Source organism: Nocardia yunnanensis (assembly GCF_003626895.1).
GTDB classification, from domain to species: Bacteria; Actinomycetota; Actinomycetes; order Mycobacteriales; family Mycobacteriaceae; genus Nocardia; species Nocardia yunnanensis.
The window spans coordinates 3,485,401-3,501,899 of the sequence record NZ_CP032568.1; the positions used below are offsets into that span (position 1 = coordinate 3,485,401).

Genomic DNA, 16,499 nt, shown 5'->3' on the forward strand with positions numbered 1-16,499 from the left:
CGGCCCGGGCACCAACCCCTATCAAGATCAGGGAGTCCTCAGCGCGGAGATATGTCCGCTTCGCCACCATGAGAGCTCCCTGATCTTGCTCCTCGCGGTGCGCGGGCGCGCGGCGGAAGTGTTGGGGTGCAGGAGCTCCGGCGCACTCCGGCTGGCGGCGCGAGTCTCACTCGCAGCATGGCGTGCCGCCTCCCACCAAGATCAGGGAGTCCTCAGCGTGGAAATTTGTCCGGATCGCCGCAGTGAGAGCTCCCTGATCTTGATTGGTTCGTTGGGGGAGCGGGTGGGGTGGGTGGGGGCGTGACACCATGGAGGCGGCACGCGCGGGGGCGTGGGTATTGGCTGATATTCGAGAAGGTTTGGTCATGGTGCATGGCACGGTGAAGTGGTTCGACAGTGAGAAGGGGTTTGGGTTTTTGACTCCTGATGAGGGTGGGGAGGAGGTGTTCGTGGAGTACACCGCGGTGTTGGGGGAGGGGTTTCGGTCGTTGGTGGAGGGGCAGCGGGTGGCGTTCGAGGTGCGGTGGACTAAGCCGGGGCCGGAGGCGGTGGAGGTTCGGGCGGTGGCGGGGGCTCAGCGCTGAGCCCCTGCGATGCTCGGGGGATTCTTTCAGCCGCGCAGGCGGCGGCGGAATAATTCGGTTGATAGGGCCTGTGCATGTTGCCGCTGGGCGGGATCGTTCTTCACGAATTCGCCGGCGGCCCGCTCGAATTCGGCGGAGATGAATTCCGCTATCGGTGCGGGGACTTCGCCGGAGCCCATTTCCCGAGTGCGTGACTTCAGTTCCGTCAATTCGGCGACACGCTTTACGAAGTCGCCGGGCAGCTCGCATTCGTCTAGCAAAGTAGGTAAATGCATGGGCGCCACCGCTTTGTTCGGATGCTCGTGCAGCCAGCGCAATGCCATTGCTGGACGCAGCGAATAGAACACTTTTTTCAGCGATTTGTTCGAGTCGAACAGCTGCCACTGCCGACGGCCCAGATGCAGATAGTGCCGAGCCACCCGGTCACGGTCGGCGACTTCGTCCGCCAGCGCCCGCAATTCGTCCCGGAACAGCGCGTCACCGCGATAGACGATGGGCGACATCAGCCATTCGATCAGCACCGCATTGCCGTTCACCAGCAGCCGCAACGCCTTCATCAGGTCCCAGCCGTTGACGTCCAGGAGACCGACCAGCGGCGTCTCGATCACGTCCCGGCCCGGCCACGGGGTGAGGTAGTCGTCGAGCGGCCGCAGATAGACGAACCGGCAGTCATAGTCCGAGTCGGGGGAGGGGAAACCCCAGGCGCGACTGCCGCTCTCGATGGCGAGCAGCACGTCGACGCGGTGTTCGCGCACGATCCGGTCCAGTTCGCCGTCGATCGTGGCGACCACCGCCGGGTCCATGGAAGTCGGAATCGAGCGCAGGGTCATGGGAGCCGACGGTAGTTCCCCACGATCCCCCTGGTCCAACGGATTTCGGGCGGCCGATGCCCATGGAAATAGGGGCGTGATCAATGCGTGATACAGCGGAAATTCGACAGCGATATGAATAGGACCACAAGATCAAACATACGTGACCCCGGTCACATCGCGTTAATCCCCGTAACAGGGCCCGAAACCCGCCCGATACGCTTCATGTCAGAAAGTTCGTTCGAAAACCAGAAGAGGTATTTCATGATCCCCGTTATCATCGACACCGGTTCCGCTGCTCTGAACGGTCTGCTCGACACCGGCTCGGCCGCCCTGCACGGTCTGCTGTCGACTCTGTGGACCGGTTCTTTCGGCCGCTGATAACTGGCTGACGTCGAATAGTCGACTTTCGAAAGCCCGGCCTCGGACTCCGTAGCTCCGACGCCGGGCTTTCGGCTATTCGAGAGCCTATCTGTGACCGGGGTCTCATGGCCTCGAAAACCCCCACACCGGACGCGCAATTAACTCGACGTTAGCCCGAAATCGTCGCCGCTCTTTCGTTTAGACACCCCCACGGCAATGCCCTATGTTTGCCGTATCCGGACAGTCGTCCATGACTCACCCGCACTGATGATGCGGACATGGCCGTGTTCAGAGGGAGTGTCGGAGTGGTGGTGTCCACATGAACGTCGAGGCCCTGCACAGCAGCTGGCGGTTGGTCGAACGTGTCGGCGACGAGGCCGTCCAGTACTTCTACGCGCATCTGTTCCTCGCCCACCCCGAGGTGCGCGAGATGTTCCCGATCCGGATGACCGGGCAGCGCGAGAAGTTCTTCGCCGCCCTCGGCCGCATCGTCAGCAATGTCGAAACCTTGGCCGCCGACCCGGAATTCGTCGCCCAGCTGGGCCGCGACCATCGCCGCTTCGGCGCGGTCGGCGCGCACTACCCGGCCGCCGGCGCCTCCCTGCTGGCCACCCTCGCGCACTTCCTCGGCCCGCGCTGGACCGATGAGCTGGCCCAGACCTGGACCGCCGCCTACTACGCGGTGGCCGACATCATGATCGCCGCCGCGGATGCGTCGTCCAGCACCCCGGCCTGGTGGGACGCCGAGATCGTCGCCACCGAGCGGCGCAGCATCGACGTCACCGTGCACACCGTGCGCCCGCATCTGACCTACCCGTACGCGCCCGGACAGTCGATGGCGGTGGAGATTCCGCAGCGGCCGCGGTTGTGGCGCTACTACTCGCCCGCCAACGCACCGCGCCCCGACGGCACCTTCGATTTCCACGTTCAGGTGGTCGACGGCGGGGAGGTCAGCACCACTTTCGCCCGCCAGGTCCGCCCCGGCGACCAGATCCGGCTGGGCGCACCGGTCGGCACCGCCTTCCAGATCCCGTCCGACGCCGTGGACAACCTGCTGCTGATCGCGGGCGGATCGGGTCTGGCGCCGCTGCGCGCCCTGGTCGACCGCTTCGCGCAGGAGGCGCAGCACACGCGGGTCCCACGCGTACAGCTGCTGCACGGCGTGCGGACCTCGTGGAATCTCTACGACCACGAGGCGCTCACCGCCCTCACCGAGCACCCCTGGTTCTCCTATACCCCGGTGGTGTCGGAGGATCCGGGCTTCCACGGGGTGCAGGGCACCGTCGGCGCGGTGGCCGCCCGCGGCCGTGATCTGCTCGGCGCCACCGCCCTGGTCTGCGGCTCGCCCGCCATGGTGAACGCCACCGTCACCGCGCTCACCACGGCCGGAATGCCGCGCCACGCAATCAGATTCGAGACCTTCGGCCAGGCCGTCGAGTCTCGCGGTACGACCGGCGCCGAGCCGCGCGATATGAACAAGGTGGCCCAATGGATGTGAAACCCGACGACATTCGTTCCGCCCGCTTCAAGAACGCGCGGCTGGGTCGCAAGGGCTACGACGCCGAGGACGTGGATCGCTTCCTCGACCAGGTGCGCGGCACCATGACCCGGCTCGCCCGCGAGAACCGCAACCTGACGCTCACCAGCAACTCCTCGGAACTGGCGCGGCTGCAACGGGAGAACATGCAGCTCGCCGCCAAGAGCGAGGCGCTGCAGATGCAGATGCAGACCATGGCGTCCGCCGGGGAGGTGGCCGAGCTGCAGCAGCAGCTGGCCAATGCGCACTGGGAGATCGCCCGGCTGCAGGACGATCTCGAACAGGACGAGCTGGGCATCAGCGCCCGCGCCGTCAGCGTCCTCAACCGCGCGCAGCTCTCCGCCGACGCCATCATCGAACAGGCCGAACAACATGCGCGCGACCTGATGTCGGTCGCACGCGCCCAGCAGCGTGAATTGCTGCGGCGGGCAAGGGATTCCGCGGGCCCCAGCCGGGCCGGCGGCTATCTCGATCCGGAGCTGGAGGATCAGCGCCACGAGCAGCTGCGCGCCTACTCCGAACTGCTGCGCACGCAGTTGCAAGCCATGATCTCGACCCTGAACGTCGAGGTCGACAAGCTGGCACTGCTGCCATTACCGGGAGCCGGTGTGCTGCCCGGTGATTCGTTCCCGTCGGGCCTACCGGTCGCGGGTGTGGAACACGCGGCGGAGAACTGAGACATGGTTCATCGCAACAGCCCACGCGAGAAACGGAATTGGGGGACATCCCTGTGAATATCGAAGCGTTGCAGTCGAGTTGGCAGCAGGTCGACGCGATCGGCCCGGAGGCCGTCGAGTACTTCTACGATCACCTGTTCGCCGCGCACCCGGAGGTCCGGGGCATGTTCGCCGAGGATCTGGCGCCGCAGCGCGAGCGCTTCCTGGCCGGTCTGGCCCGGATCGTCACGAATGTGCAGACGCTGGCGGAGGATCCGTCCTTCGTGCAGCAGCTGGGCGCCCATCACGCCCGTCTCGGCGTCGTCGCCGACCACTATCCGGTGGCGGGCGCCTCGCTGCTCGCCACCCTCGAGCACTTCCTGGGTGACGGCTGGACGCCGGAACTCGCGCAGACCTGGACCGCGGCCTACGGCGCGGTGGCGGATCTGATGCTGTCGGCCGACGTCGCCGCCTGAGTCGTGCTCGTGGGAAGCCGGTCCCGGATCGCGGGATCGGCTTCTTTGCATGGACCCAGCTGCTGCCCGGAAGTAACTCGACCAACCGGCCCGTACGAGATATACGAGTCCGGAAACCCGCAGTTCACAGCTTTGATGGCAGTTGCCTACCAGGCGGTAAAACCTCGCGGATCCAAGCCCACTAAGCTGACGCCCGTAAATCACTGAATCCAGCACCGCCGGATCCCTTCCCCAGGAGTACCCCACCGTGAGCCAAGCAGGCCGTCCTGTTGTTCTGATCGCCGACAAGCTCGCCCAGTCGACCGTCGACGCGCTGGGCTCCGGCGTCGAGGTCCGCTGGGTCGACGGCCCCAACCGCCCCGAGTTGCTCGCGGCCGTGCCGGAAGCCGATGCGCTGCTGGTGCGTTCGGCCACCACCGTCGACGCCGAGGTGCTCGAGGCCGGCAAGAACCTGAAGATCGTCGCCCGTGCCGGCGTCGGCCTCGACAATGTCGACGTGCCCGCGGCCACTGAGCGCGGCGTCATGGTCGTCAACGCGCCGACCTCCAACATCCACACCGCCGCCGAGCACGCGGTCACCCTGCTGCTGGCCGCCGCGCGTCAGATCCCGGCCGCCGACGCCACCCTGCGCGAGCACACCTGGCAGCGCAGCAAGTTCAACGGTGTCGAGATCTTCGGCAAGACCGTCGGCGTCATCGGCCTGGGCCGCATCGGCCAGCTGTTCGCGCAGCGCCTCGCCGCTTTCGAGACCAAGATCGTCGCGTACGACCCCTACACCTCGCCGGCCCGCGCCGCCCAGCTGGGCATCGAGCTGCTGACCCTGGACGAGGTGCTCGAGCGCGCCGACTTCATCTCCATTCACCTGCCCAAGACCCCTGAGACCAAGGGCATGCTGAACAAGGAGACCCTGGCCAAGACCAAGAAGGGCGTCATCGTCGTCAACGCCGCCCGCGGCGGTCTGATCGACGAGCAGGCCCTGGCCGACGCCATCACCTCCGGCCACGTGCGCGCCGCCGGCATCGACGTGTTCGAGACCGAACCGTCCACCGACAGCCCGCTGTTCGAGCTGCCGCAGGTCGTGGTGACCCCGCACCTGGGCGCTTCCACCGCCGAGGCGCAGGATCGCGCGGGCACCGATGTCGCCAAGTCGGTGCAGCTCGCGCTGGCGGGCGAGTTCGTGCCCGGCGCGGTGAACGTCACCGGTGGTTCGGTCACCGAAGAGGTCGCCCCCTGGCTGGAGATCGTGCGCAAGCAGGGCGCGCTGCTGGGCGCGCTCGCCGACGAGCTGCCGGTCTCGCTCGAGGTGCAGGTGCGCGGCGAGCTGACCGCCAACGATGTTGCGGTGCTGGAGCTTTCGGCCCTGCGCGGCGTGTTCTCGGCTCTCATCGAGGACTCGGTCACCTTCGTCAACGCCCCGTCGCTGGCCAAGGATCGCGGCCTGGAGGCCACCGTCACCACCGTGTCGGAGAGCCCCACCCACCGCAGCCTGGTCGACCTGCGCGCCGTGTTCGGCGACGGCCGCACCCTGAACGTGGCCGGCACCCTGACCGAACCGCACCAGGTGCAGAAGATCGTCAACATCAACGGCCGCAACTACGACATGCGCGCCGAGGGCCTCAACCTGGCCGTCCTCAACTACGAGGACAAGCCGGGTCAGCTGGGCCGCCTGGCCACCAAGCTCGGCGACGCCGGCATCGACATCCTCGCCGCCCAGCTCACCCAGGACCTCGACCAGGACGGCGCCACCGTCATCCTGCGCGTCAACAAGGAGGTCCCCGCCGAGGTGCAGGCCGCCATCGCCGAGGCCGTCGGCGCCTCGAAGGTCGCCCAGGTCAACCTCGACTGACACGTCCACAGCGAAAAGGGCCCCTTCCACTCGAAGTGGAAGGGGCCCTGCGTGTTCGAGGGGAACAGGTCAGCGACTCAGGCCGCGGCCGCGTGCTTCGACCGCGTCCTTCGCCTCGGCTAGACTCGCGGACGGGTCCTGGTCGCGATAGAGCTTGATGGCATGGATCTTCTTGCCGCGCTGGAGCAGATCGTCGATTCCGGTGTAGTCGATGGCGCTGCTCGGATCCTCGATGCCCAGGTGCGCGATGATCAGATCGATCTTGCGTTCCAGGCGTTGGACTTTGCGCTCGAGTCGGAGAGTGTCGAACATGCGCCGCACGCTACCGACGCCGTTGGGCGGTGCGTGAGCTAGGGGCGGTCGTGGAGGCCGAAGCGGATCAGGCCGTTGCGGGTGTAGCCGAGGACGGTGCAGGTGAGGCGGTCGCCGATGCGCGGCCAGGCGTCGGCTCGGCAGGGGCCGGAGCGGTCGTGCAGCAGATCGCAGTCGATGGTGCCGGAGCGGCCGGAGGCGGTGCGGACCGAAACCCAGTGGCCGGCATGCCCGGTGACGACGCAGTGAACGGTCGAGTGGAGCGGATACGACCCTGTCATGGTTCGATTCTCGCGCGAAAACCGGGTGAAACGGGCGCGTTGTCGCGGATTATTGACGAATGCGCGGGAAGTCGCCGCCCACGGAGCCGCTCGGGGCGCGGGAGCGGCGCACTCTGTTGATCGGGCTGGCCGTGGTGGTGACGCTGTTCGCGGCCGGGGTGGTGGCGTGGGCGCTGCTGGATCACCGGCCCGACTACGGACGATCCGAGAACGGTTGCGTCACAGTGCAATCCGCCGGGACGATGGGCGGCCAGCAGCAGCGGGCGTGCGGTGAGCAGGCGCTGCGATGGTGCCGGACGGTGTCGGGACGGACCGACGCCGTCTCGGCCAAGGTGCGCCAGGAGTGCCGCCGGGCCGGGATCCTGCCCTGAGCCGTCGGTCGCGGCGGGCGGCAATCCCACTGGTTGGGAGGGATTCGCCCTGGTGAAAGGGGTTGTCGGGGTACCCGCTAGGGTGGCCGGTGACTCTCCTGCCAGCGCGGAGAGGATCACCCGCGCGTTATCGAACGGAGCATGGATTTCATGAAACTGGCTGTCATTCCGGGCGACGGCATCGGTCCCGAGGTCATCGCCGAGGCCCTCAAGGTGCTCGACGCGGTGGTGCCCGGCGTCGAGAAGACCGAATACGACCTGGGAGCCAAGCGGTTCCATGCCACCGGCGAGATCCTCCCGGACAATGTCATTCCCGAGCTCAAGCAGCACGACGCCATCCTGCTCGGCGCGATCGGCGACCCGTCGGTGCAGAGCGGTCTGCTCGAGCGCGGCCTGCTGCTGCGCACCCGCTTCGAGCTGGATCACCACGTGAACCTGCGCCCGTCCAAGCTGTACCCGGGCGTCGCCAGCCCGCTGGCGGCCAATCCGGACATCGACTTCGTGGTGGTGCGCGAGGGCACCGAGGGCCCGTACACCGGCACCGGCGGCGCGATTCGCGTCAACACCCCGCACGAGGTGGCCACCGAGGTCTCCACCAACACCCGCTTCGGTGTCGAGCGCGTGGTGCGCTACGCCTTCGAGACCGCTCGCAAGCGCCGCAAGCACCTGACCCTCGTGCACAAGAACAATGTGCTGGCGTACGCCGGTTCGCTGTGGTCGCGCACGGTCGCCGAGGTCGGCGCGGAGTACCCGGACATCGAAACCGCCTACCAGCACATCGATGCCGCCACCATTCACATGGTCACCGATCCGGGCCGTTTCGACGTGATCGTCACCGACAATCTGTTCGGCGACATCATCACCGACCTGGCCGCCGCCGTCTCCGGTGGCATCGGCCTGGCCGCCTCCGGCAATATCGACGCCTCGGGCGTCAACCCGTCGATGTTCGAGCCGGTGCACGGTTCGGCCCCCGATATCGCCGGTCAGTCCAAGGCCGATCCGACCGCGGCCATCCTGTCGGTGGCGCTGCTGCTGAACCATCTCGGCAAGGCCGAGGAGGCCGCGCGTATCGAGACCGCCGTCGCCAAGGATCTGGAGTCGCGCTCGGGCGCCGCCTCCACCGTCGCGATCGGTGATCGGATCGCCGCCTCGCTGTAAGCCCTGCGGTCAAGCCCCCGTTCCCGCGAGTGCGGGGACGGGGGCTTGGTCGTCTCGGTGGCCGAATATCGACGCCGACAAGGTGATTCACTGGTTCGTACCAGTGCTCGGTGATCGAGATCCGACCGATTCGCGCCCTTCGCCCGTTTCCCGGCCCGGTCTCGAAATGCCATCCTGAGAGGGCATTTCGTGAAACCTTCTGGGGCAGTGAGACATATCGCATTAATGCATTCGGATGCGAAAACGTAACGGGCGCAGCTCTTCCTGATTTGCCGGTAATCAGCAGATCACCGGGAACCGGTGGCGGCCAACGGTACTGAGCCCGTCGGAACCAGCGGCACCGCGGCCAGCGCCACCAGCGCTACCAGCGCGTACACGATCGGAAACCCGGCGGCGGCGATCAACGCGCCGAAGACCGGGGCGACCGCGGCCGAAGCCAGATTCTGGCCCGTGTTCTGGATGCCCAGCCCGCGACCCGACCAGAACGGACCCGCGATCTCGGCCACCGCGGTGAACGCCAGGCCGTTGTCGGCCACCGTGATCACCGACGCCGCCACCAGAATCGGGATGGCGGCCCACCATTGATGAGCCCACGCCGCTACGGCCAAGGCGGCCATGGAGATAACGGCCGCGATGGCCACCGTGCGCAGCGGCCCCAACCGGCTGCCGACCTTGTCCGACCAGACGCCCGCGCCGATTCGCCCGGCCGCGCCCAGGATTTGGGTGCCGGTGACCACCGCGCCCGCCGCCGCCAGCGACATGCCCACCTCGCGGTGCAGCCACAGCAGCCCGAACGTCCAGATGGTGGCCTGCGGCACGACCAGCAGAATCGACACGCCGTGAATGCGCCACAGCGTCGAATCCCCACGGTAGGGATTCACGGGACGCCCTGCGCCCCGGGCGGATTCGGGCCGCGGCGGATCCACGATCCCGGCCAGGCAGCCCACCGCCGCCACGCCCGCCATGATCGCCGGAACCAGCACGGCCGTCGAGAACCCGTGTGCCGCAGCGACGGCCGGAATCGTCATGGCCCCGACGGCCACGCCCAACGGCTGCGCAGTCTGCCGGATGCCCATGGCCAGCCCGCGGCGATTCGGCGGGAACCAGCCCACGATGACCCGCCCGCTGGCGCCGTTGGTGCTGCCGGCGCCCGCTCCTGCCAGGAACAGCAATGCCCCCAGCGCAACGTAGTTCGTGACGGTGGCCGCCGCGACGCCCGCCGCGCACATGATCGCGGGACCGGCCACCAGGGCGGCGCGCTCACCCGCGTGATCGACGATCCAACCCCACGCGATCAGCGTGCAGCACAGCCCGGCCAGCGGCATGGCCACCAGCAGACCGGCCGTGGCCAGCGACAATCCGCGCTGGGTCAGGGCGGGCAGCAGGAAGGGGGCGCCGTTGGTCATGACCGCGCTCGACGCCTGGGCGAAGACTCCGAGGGCCAGCATGCTCCACCGTCGTGGCGTGCCGATCTGTGTCACAGTGGTCATGACCCTCACCTCATATCTCACTATGTGGAACTTGCGTCTTACTGTTTGAACATCGGGCCTAACGGTACACCTGGGACGCGTGCGGGCTTCCGGGGCCCGCTGTCCGTTTGCTCACACCCAATAGGTGATCTTGTGGCACGACTCGGGAGCGGTGAGTTGCCTTGCGTATAAGCGCATTCCATATTTCGGGATACCCGATGCGGGAAGGGATGCCACCGCGCGCCGGACCCGCGTCGCGGCCGTGTCCCGGCGCCGCCGCGCCGTCGTGTCCCGCCCCGCGGTCGGGCGCGTTCGGGCAGGTCGAGGCCGGTCGATAGGATGCCAACCATGCGCCTAGGTCGAGTTGCCAGCCCAGATGGAGTCGCTTTCGTCAGCATCGAAGGTGACGGTTCGGACGCCGTCGTCCGCGAGATCGCCGAACATCCGTTCGGCAATCCGACCTTCACCGGTCGCAGCTGGCCGCTCGCCGATGTGCGCCTGCTGGCCCCGATTCTGGCCAGCAAGGTGATCTGCATCGGCAAGAACTACGCCGCGCACGCCGCGGAGATGGGCGGCCCCGCGCCCGCCGATCCGGTCATCTTCATGAAGCCGAGCACCTCGATCCAGAGCCCGAACGCGCCGATCATCCTGCCGCCCAGCTCTTCTCAGGTGGACTACGAGGGCGAGCTGGCCATCGTGATCGGCCGCCCCTGCAAGGACGTGCCCGCCGCCAAGGCTGCCGAGGTCATCCTGGGCTACACCGTCGCCAACGACGTCACCGCCCGCGATCAGCAACGCCACGACGGCCAGTGGACCCGCGCCAAGGGCTACGACACCTTCTGCCCGCTCGGCCCGTGGATCGAGACCTCGCTGGACCCTTCGGATCTGGAGATCGTCACCGAGGTCGACGGGGTGGAAAAGCAGCGCAGTCGCACTTCACTTCTGCTGCACGATATTCCGAAGCTCATCGAGTGGGTCACCACCGTAATGACCTTGCTCCCCGGCGATGTCATCCTCACCGGCACGCCCGAGGGCGTCGGCCCGCTGCAGGCCGGCCAGACCGTGTCGGTGACCGTGTCCGGAATCGGCACCCTGTCCAATCCCGTTGCCGCCAAACGCTGAACGCGGCAACCCTGAACGAGAGAGAGCCATGACCGACGTCCGGGTACGTTTCTGCCCGTCTCCCACCGGCACACCGCATGTGGGACTGGTCCGCACCGCCCTGTTCAACTGGGCCTTCGCGCGCCATCACGGCGGCACCTTCGTCTTCCGCATCGAAGACACCGACGCCGCACGCGATTCCGAGGAGTCCTACGCCGCCATCCTCGACGCGCTGCGCTGGCTCGGCCTCACCTGGGACGAGGGCCCGGAGGTCGGCGGCCCCTACGGGCCGTACCGGCAGTCGCAGCGGCGTGACATCCACCTCGACGTGGTGCAGCGCCTGCTGGCGGCGGGGGAGGCCTACGAATCCTTCTCCACGCCTGAGGAAGTCGAGACCCGGCACAAGGCCGCCGGCCGCGACCCCAAGCTCGGCTACGACAACTTCGACCGCGACCTGACCCCCGAGCAGATCGCCGCCTACAAGGCCGAGGGCCGCCCCGCGGTGGTGCGGCTGCGCATGCCCGACACCGACCTCACCTGGCGCGACCTGGTGCGCGGGGAGACCACCTTCCGGGCGGGCGTGGTGCCCGATTTCGCGCTCACCCGCGGTAATGGGGATCCGCTCTATACCCTGGTCAACCCGGTCGACGACGCGATGATGAAGATCACCCACGTATTGCGCGGCGAGGATTTGCTGTCGTCCACCCCGCGGCAGCTGGCGCTCTACGAGTCGCTGAAACGAATCGGCGTCGCGGAGTTCACCCCGGAGTTCGGGCACCTGCCGTTCGTGATGGGTCAGGGCAACAAGAAGTTGTCCAAGCGGGATCCGGAGTCGAATCTCTTCCATCACCGCGACCGCGGCTTCATTCCGGAGGGTTTGCTGAATTATCTGGCGCTGCTCGGCTGGAGCATCGCGGATGATCATGACGTCTTCTCCATGGCGGAGATGGTCGAAGCCTTCGATATTTCGAAAGTGAATTCGAATCCAGCTCGTTTCGATCAGGCGAAGGCGGACGCGCTCAACGCCGAACATATTCGGCTGCTGACCCCCGGTGATTTTGCTCACCGGCTGCGAGAGTTCCTCACCGCACGCGGACATATCGGCGCCGAGATCGACGAGCGGTTGTTCGAAACGGCGGCCGATCTCGTGCAGACCCGGATCAAGGTTCTCGGCGATGCCTGGGATCTGCTGAAGTTCCTGTTCGTCGCGCCCGCGGAGTTCGCCGTCGATCCCGCCGCGAAGGCGAAGAATCTGAATGCGGAAGCGGCCCCGGTGCTGGAGGCCACGGTAAAAGCGCTGGAAGGCGTTTCGGAATGGACTCCGGCCGCGCTCGAGGAGGCGCTCAAGGGCGCGCTCATCGAGGAACTGGGTCTCAAGCCGAAGAAGGCGTTCACGCCCGTGCGCGTCGCGGTGACCGGATCCCATATCAGCCCGCCGCTCTACGAGTCGATGGAACTGCTGGGCCGCGAGATCACCATGGCACGCCTGCGCGCGGCCGCCGCCGAGCTCGCCTGAGCCGTCCGAAATGATGCACAAACCGGCCTCTGACCAGCCGGTTTGTGTATCTACGGTAGGTTGCTGCTAATCTTCTTCTCGGCCGGAAAGCGGTCGGGAACTTCCCTCGGGGAGAACCTGAAAGCCCAGGTCAATGGGGTATGGTGTAATTGGCAACACAGCTGATTCTGGTTCAGCCATTCTAGGTTCGAGTCCTGGTACCCCAGCTGCGAGAACTCCGGTTCTCGATTCGAGAAGCTCCGGTGGCTCGAGCCGCCGGAATCTCACCTCCTGGTCCCGTCGTCTAGCGGCCTAGGACGCCGCCCTCTCAAGGCGGTAGCGCGGGTTCAAATCCCGTCGGGACTACAACGCGAAGGCCCCCAGCCATTGGCTGGGGGCCTTCGCTTTTGTGTTCGCACGCGAGTTTCGCGGTTCGACTAGTCCAACGCCGCGGCGGTGGTGCCGCCCTTGGGCATGGCGGGCAAGCCGAGTTTGCGGTGATCCCAGCTGCGCACGCGTTCGGGCACCACGCGCACGGCCACCCGCTTGTTCAACATGGCCTCCACGAACGGTTTGGCCTCTGCGCTGTAGGGCCCGGTGTAGCGCTCCCACACGCTGATTCCCACCCGGAACAGCGCCTCGGGATCCTCGACGATCTCGGCGTGGCCCTCGAGGGAAATGCCGCGCAACTGGTCGTAGGTGTCGCCGGCCTCGAGCATCACGGTGATGCGCGGATCACGACGCAGATTCACCGTCTTCTGGGCCTTGGCCTTGGTCTCGAACCAGATCTCGCCGTCGATCACCGCGTACCACATGGCGACCAGGTGCGGTGCGCCCGAAGCGCCGAGGGTGGCCATGGTGGCGATGCGGCTGCGCTCGATGAAATCCACGATCTCGGCATCCGACATCACGATCTGCGCGCGTTGATTAACTCCCATGGGCCGACTGTAATTTACGGCGTATGAGCCGGGTCACAGCGGCCGTGCGACAGCGAAAAGCCCCAGCGGCGGCTGTGCGGCCGCTGGGGCTGTCGTGACGGTTGTGGCCACCCCGTGGGTTACCCGGGGGCGGCAAAGTCGCTCAGAGGCGCTTGTGCAGGGCGTCGGCGGCGGCCACCAGATCGGCGGCCCAGCGCGCGCCCGGGCGGCGGCCCATGCGGTCGATGGGTCCGGAGACCGAGACGGCCGCGATCACACCGCCGGCCGCGTCGCGCACCGGGGCGGACACGCTGGCCACCCCGGCCGCGCGCTCGGCCGCGCTCTGCGCCCACCCGCGCCGGCGGACCTCGGCCAGCGCGCGCTCACCGAAGACCGCCTCGGGTAGGACCGTGCGCTGCAACTCCGGATCGGCCCAGGCCAGCAGGACTTTGGCGGCCGAACCCGCGGTCAGCGGCATGCGGGCGCCGATGGGCACGGTGTCACGCAGGCCCGCGGCGGGTTCCATGGCGGCCACGCAGACCCGCGCGTTGCCGTCGCGGCGGTAGAGCTGGACGCTCTCGCCGGTGATCTCACGCAGGCGCGGCAGGATGGTGGCCGCGGCGTCGAGCAGGGGATCGCTGGCGGTCGTCGCCAGTTCCGACAGGGCCGGGCCGGGCCGCCACAGCCCCTGGCTGTCGCGGGCCAGCATGCGATGGGTCTCCAGGCCCACGGCCAGGCGATGCGCGGTGGCGCGGGGCAGGCCGGTGCGGGCGCACAACTCGTTGAGGCCGCAGGGTTGCTCGGCTACGGCGTGCAGGACGGCCATGGCTTTGTCCAGAACACCGATACCGCTATGCTGTCTCATAGAACGATATTAGCGTCTCGCATGTTGGGAAATGCAAACCGGCTCCTTCCAACTCGGACGCGAAGTCCGCGTCACCAGCCCGGGCGCGGGATTGTCTATCGAGAGGTGATGGAGATATGGCCGACCGGCCACGCACTCTGGCGGAGAAGGTCTGGGATCAGCACGTCGTCGTCCGCGGCGAAGGCGAGGGCGACAACCGCCAGCCCGACCTCATCTACATCGACCTGCACCTGGTGCACGAGGTCACGAGCCCGCAGGCGTTCGACGGCCTCCGCGCCGCGGGCCGTCCGGTGCGCCGCCCGGATCTCACCATCGCCACCGAGGACCACAATGTCCCCACGATCGACATCGACAAGCCGATCGCCGATCCGGTGTCGCGCACGCAGGTCGAGACCCTGCGGAAGAACTGCGAGGAGTTCGGTATTCGCCTGCACCCGATGGGCGATCTCGATCAGGGCATCGTGCACGTGGTGGGCCCGCAGCTGGGTCTGACCCAGCCGGGAACCACGGTGGTGTGCGGTGATTCGCACACCTCCACCCACGGCGCGTTCGGCGCGATCGCCATGGGCATCGGCACCTCCGAGGTGGAACACGTGCTGGCGACGCAGACTTTGTCGTTGCGCCCGTTCAAGACCATGGCCATCAATATCGACGGGCAGCTGCCCGAGGGCGTCACCTCCAAGGACGTCATCCTGGCGGTCATCGCGCAGATCGGCACCGGCGGCGGCCAGGGCTATGTGCTCGAGTACCGCGGCGAGGCGGTGCGCTCCATGTCCATGGAGGCCCGGATGACCATGTGCAACATGTCGATCGAGGCCGGCGCCCGCGCGGGCATGGTCGCGCCCGACGAGGTCACCTACGAGTTCCTCAAGGGCCGCCCGCACGCCCCCGAGGGCGCGGAGTGGGATGCCGCCGTGGCCGCCTGGGACGCCCTGAAGACCGACGAGGGCGCGGAATTCGACGCCGAGGTGCACATCGACGCGGCGTCGCTGACCCCGTTCGTCACCTGGGGCACCAACCCGGGACAGGGCCTGCCCCTGGGGGAATCGGTCCCGGACCCGGAGCAGATCCACGACGAGAACGAGCGCGCGGCGGCCGAAAAGGCGCTGCAGTACATGGACCTGACGCCGGGCACCCCGCTGCGGAACGTCACCGTGGACACCGTTTTCGTGGGTTCCTGCACCAATGGCCGGATCGAGGATCTGCGCGCGGTCGCGGACGTGCTGAAGGGCCGCAAGGTCGCCGACGGCGTGCGCATGCTGATCGTGCCGGGGTCGATGCGCGTGCGGCTGCAGGCGGAAAACGAGGGTCTGGGCGAGATTTTCACCGCCGCGGGCGCGGAATGGCGCCAGGCCGGGTGCTCGATGTGCCTGGGCATGAATCCCGATCAGCTTTCCCCCGGTCAGCGTTGCGCCTCCACCTCGAACCGCAACTTCGAAGGGCGACAGGGCAAGGGCGGTCGCACACACCTGGTCTCGCCGCTGGTCGCGGCGGCCACCGCGGTGCGCGGAACCCTGTCCTCACCTGCGGATCTGAACTGATCGCACGCTAGCGGCGGCCCAGATGCCGCCGCCCCCACAGACTCAGGAGAATCACCGATGGAAGCCTTCAAGGTCCACAAGGGGATCGGCGTTCCGTTCCGCCGATCCAATGTCGACACCGACCAGATCATCCCCGCCGTCTATCTGAAGCGCGTTACCCGAACGGGTTTCGAGGATGGGCTGTTCGCGTCGTGGCGAACGGATCCGCACTTCATTCTGAACACCGAGCCCTACAAGCGCGGTAGTGTGCTGGTCGCTGGTCCGGATTTCGGTACCGGATCCTCACGTGAGCACGCCGTTTGGGCGCTGAAGGACTACGGGTTCCGGGTGGTGATCTCGTCCCGCTTCGCCGACATCTTCCGCGGGAACGCCGGTAAGGACGGGCTTCTGACGGCTCGGATGGCGCAGAGCGATGTGGAATTGCTCTGGAAGTTGCTCGAGGAACAGCCGGGTTTGGAATTGACGACCGACCTCGAGGCGCGCACCGTGGCGGCCGGAACGGTCGTGTTGCCGTTCGATATTGACGACTACACGCGGTGGCGGCTGCTCGAAGGGCTGGACGACATCGGCCTGACTCTCCGGCACAGTGACGAGATCAGCCAGTTCGAAAACGCAAGGCCGACTTGGAAACCCGCAACCATTCCGGCCCGTATTTCGCAGACGTAATCATTGATGGGCGTTAGCTGAACACCCTGAAACCAGGTAGCTGAGCGTGTGC

Annotated in this window: 17 protein-coding genes and 2 tRNA genes; 13 read left to right on the forward strand and 6 right to left on the reverse strand. The window is 67.1% G+C overall.

Features of this window, described 5'->3' with window-relative positions:
• The first annotated feature begins 365 nt into the window (after nucleotides 1-365).
• Nucleotides 366-584, forward strand: a complete 219-nt coding sequence (locus D7D52_RS16155; protein ID WP_120737362.1) for a cold-shock protein — start codon at nucleotides 366-368, stop codon at nucleotides 582-584.
• Between the two features lie 26 nt (nucleotides 585-610).
• On the opposite strand, the gene D7D52_RS16160 is transcribed toward D7D52_RS16155, so the two are convergent.
• A complete protein-coding gene (locus D7D52_RS16160; protein ID WP_120737364.1) occupies nucleotides 611-1,414 on the reverse strand; it encodes a nucleotidyltransferase domain-containing protein in 804 nt (267 codons plus the stop codon).
• Nucleotides 1,415-2,075: 661 nt separating this feature from the next.
• Here D7D52_RS16160 and D7D52_RS16165 point away from each other — a divergent pair.
• The 4 genes from D7D52_RS16165 (at nucleotide 2,076) to serA (ending at nucleotide 6,271) form a co-directional block, all read left to right on the forward strand.
• Nucleotides 2,076-3,254: a globin domain-containing protein gene (locus D7D52_RS16165; RefSeq protein WP_120737366.1), complete on the forward strand. Its 1,179-nt coding sequence runs from the start codon at nucleotides 2,076-2,078 to the stop codon at nucleotides 3,252-3,254.
• Entirely contained in the window at nucleotides 3,245-3,970 is a 726-nt protein-coding gene (locus D7D52_RS16170) for a DivIVA domain-containing protein (RefSeq protein ID WP_120737368.1), read from the forward strand. Before D7D52_RS16165 ends, D7D52_RS16170 begins: the two co-directional genes overlap by 10 nt.
• Before the next feature lie 53 nt (nucleotides 3,971-4,023).
• The gene (locus D7D52_RS16175; RefSeq protein ID WP_162958344.1) at nucleotides 4,024-4,425 is read left to right on the forward strand and encodes a globin domain-containing protein; all 402 of its coding nucleotides are present in this window, start codon (nucleotides 4,024-4,026) and stop codon (nucleotides 4,423-4,425) included.
• A gap of 247 nt (nucleotides 4,426-4,672) precedes the next feature.
• Complete coding sequence (gene serA / locus D7D52_RS16180) at nucleotides 4,673-6,271, forward strand: phosphoglycerate dehydrogenase (protein WP_120737372.1); 1,599 nt, start codon at nucleotides 4,673-4,675, stop codon at nucleotides 6,269-6,271.
• Between the two features lie 69 nt (nucleotides 6,272-6,340).
• Here serA and D7D52_RS16185 read toward each other — a convergent pair whose 3' ends face one another.
• The gene (locus tag D7D52_RS16185; protein ID WP_120737374.1) at nucleotides 6,341-6,583 is read right to left on the reverse strand and encodes a hypothetical protein; all 243 of its coding nucleotides are present in this window, start codon (nucleotides 6,581-6,583) and stop codon (nucleotides 6,341-6,343) included.
• 38 nt (nucleotides 6,584-6,621) lie between these two features.
• Entirely contained in the window at nucleotides 6,622-6,864 is a 243-nt protein-coding gene (locus D7D52_RS16190) for a hypothetical protein (RefSeq protein WP_120737376.1), read from the reverse strand.
• A 59-nt stretch (nucleotides 6,865-6,923) separates the two neighbouring features.
• Between D7D52_RS16190 and D7D52_RS16195 the strand changes: the two genes are divergently transcribed.
• On the forward strand, nucleotides 6,924-7,235 hold the full coding sequence (locus tag D7D52_RS16195) for a hypothetical protein (protein ID WP_120737378.1): 312 nt from the start codon (nucleotides 6,924-6,926) through the stop codon (nucleotides 7,233-7,235).
• Between the two features lie 150 nt (nucleotides 7,236-7,385).
• Entirely contained in the window at nucleotides 7,386-8,393 is a 1,008-nt protein-coding gene (locus tag D7D52_RS16200) for a 3-isopropylmalate dehydrogenase (protein WP_120744159.1), read from the forward strand.
• A gap of 287 nt (nucleotides 8,394-8,680) precedes the next feature.
• Here the strand turns inward: D7D52_RS16200 and D7D52_RS16205 are convergent, their stop codons facing one another.
• Nucleotides 8,681-9,883, reverse strand: coding sequence for an MFS transporter (locus D7D52_RS16205; RefSeq protein ID WP_120737380.1), 1,203 nt, complete (start codon nucleotides 9,881-9,883; stop codon nucleotides 8,681-8,683).
• Between the two features lie 327 nt (nucleotides 9,884-10,210).
• On the opposite strand from D7D52_RS16205, the gene D7D52_RS16210 reads away from it, so the two are divergent.
• The 4 genes from D7D52_RS16210 (at nucleotide 10,211) to D7D52_RS16225 (ending at nucleotide 12,824) form a co-directional block, all read left to right on the forward strand.
• Nucleotides 10,211-10,984 carry a fumarylacetoacetate hydrolase family protein gene (locus D7D52_RS16210; protein ID WP_120737382.1) on the forward strand — a complete coding sequence of 258 codons (774 nt, stop codon included), beginning with the start codon at nucleotides 10,211-10,213 and terminating at the stop codon, nucleotides 10,982-10,984.
• 28 nt (nucleotides 10,985-11,012) lie between these two features.
• Nucleotides 11,013-12,479, forward strand: a complete 1,467-nt coding sequence (gltX, locus tag D7D52_RS16215) for a glutamate--tRNA ligase (RefSeq protein WP_120737384.1) — start codon at nucleotides 11,013-11,015, stop codon at nucleotides 12,477-12,479.
• A gap of 134 nt (nucleotides 12,480-12,613) precedes the next feature.
• Nucleotides 12,614-12,685: transfer RNA gene (locus tag D7D52_RS16220), tRNA-Gln, on the forward strand.
• Between the two features lie 66 nt (nucleotides 12,686-12,751).
• Nucleotides 12,752-12,824: transfer RNA gene (locus tag D7D52_RS16225), tRNA-Glu, on the forward strand.
• 71 nt (nucleotides 12,825-12,895) lie between these two features.
• Here D7D52_RS16225 and D7D52_RS16230 read toward each other — a convergent pair.
• Entirely contained in the window at nucleotides 12,896-13,396 is a 501-nt protein-coding gene (locus D7D52_RS16230; RefSeq protein ID WP_120737386.1) for a PPOX class F420-dependent oxidoreductase, read from the reverse strand.
• 142 nt (nucleotides 13,397-13,538) lie between these two features.
• Nucleotides 13,539-14,240 (reverse strand): IclR family transcriptional regulator, encoded by a 702-nt coding sequence (locus D7D52_RS16235; RefSeq protein ID WP_120737388.1) that lies wholly within the window; start codon nucleotides 14,238-14,240, stop codon nucleotides 13,539-13,541.
• A 116-nt stretch (nucleotides 14,241-14,356) separates the two neighbouring features.
• Here D7D52_RS16235 and leuC point away from each other — a divergent pair, with 116 nt between their 5' ends.
• Entirely contained in the window at nucleotides 14,357-15,781 is a 1,425-nt protein-coding gene (gene leuC, locus D7D52_RS16240) for a 3-isopropylmalate dehydratase large subunit (protein WP_120737390.1), read from the forward strand.
• A 57-nt stretch (nucleotides 15,782-15,838) separates the two neighbouring features.
• Nucleotides 15,839-16,447, forward strand: coding sequence for a 3-isopropylmalate dehydratase small subunit (leuD, locus tag D7D52_RS16245; protein WP_120737392.1), 609 nt, complete (start codon nucleotides 15,839-15,841; stop codon nucleotides 16,445-16,447).
• Nucleotides 16,448-16,499 lie beyond the last annotated feature (52 nt).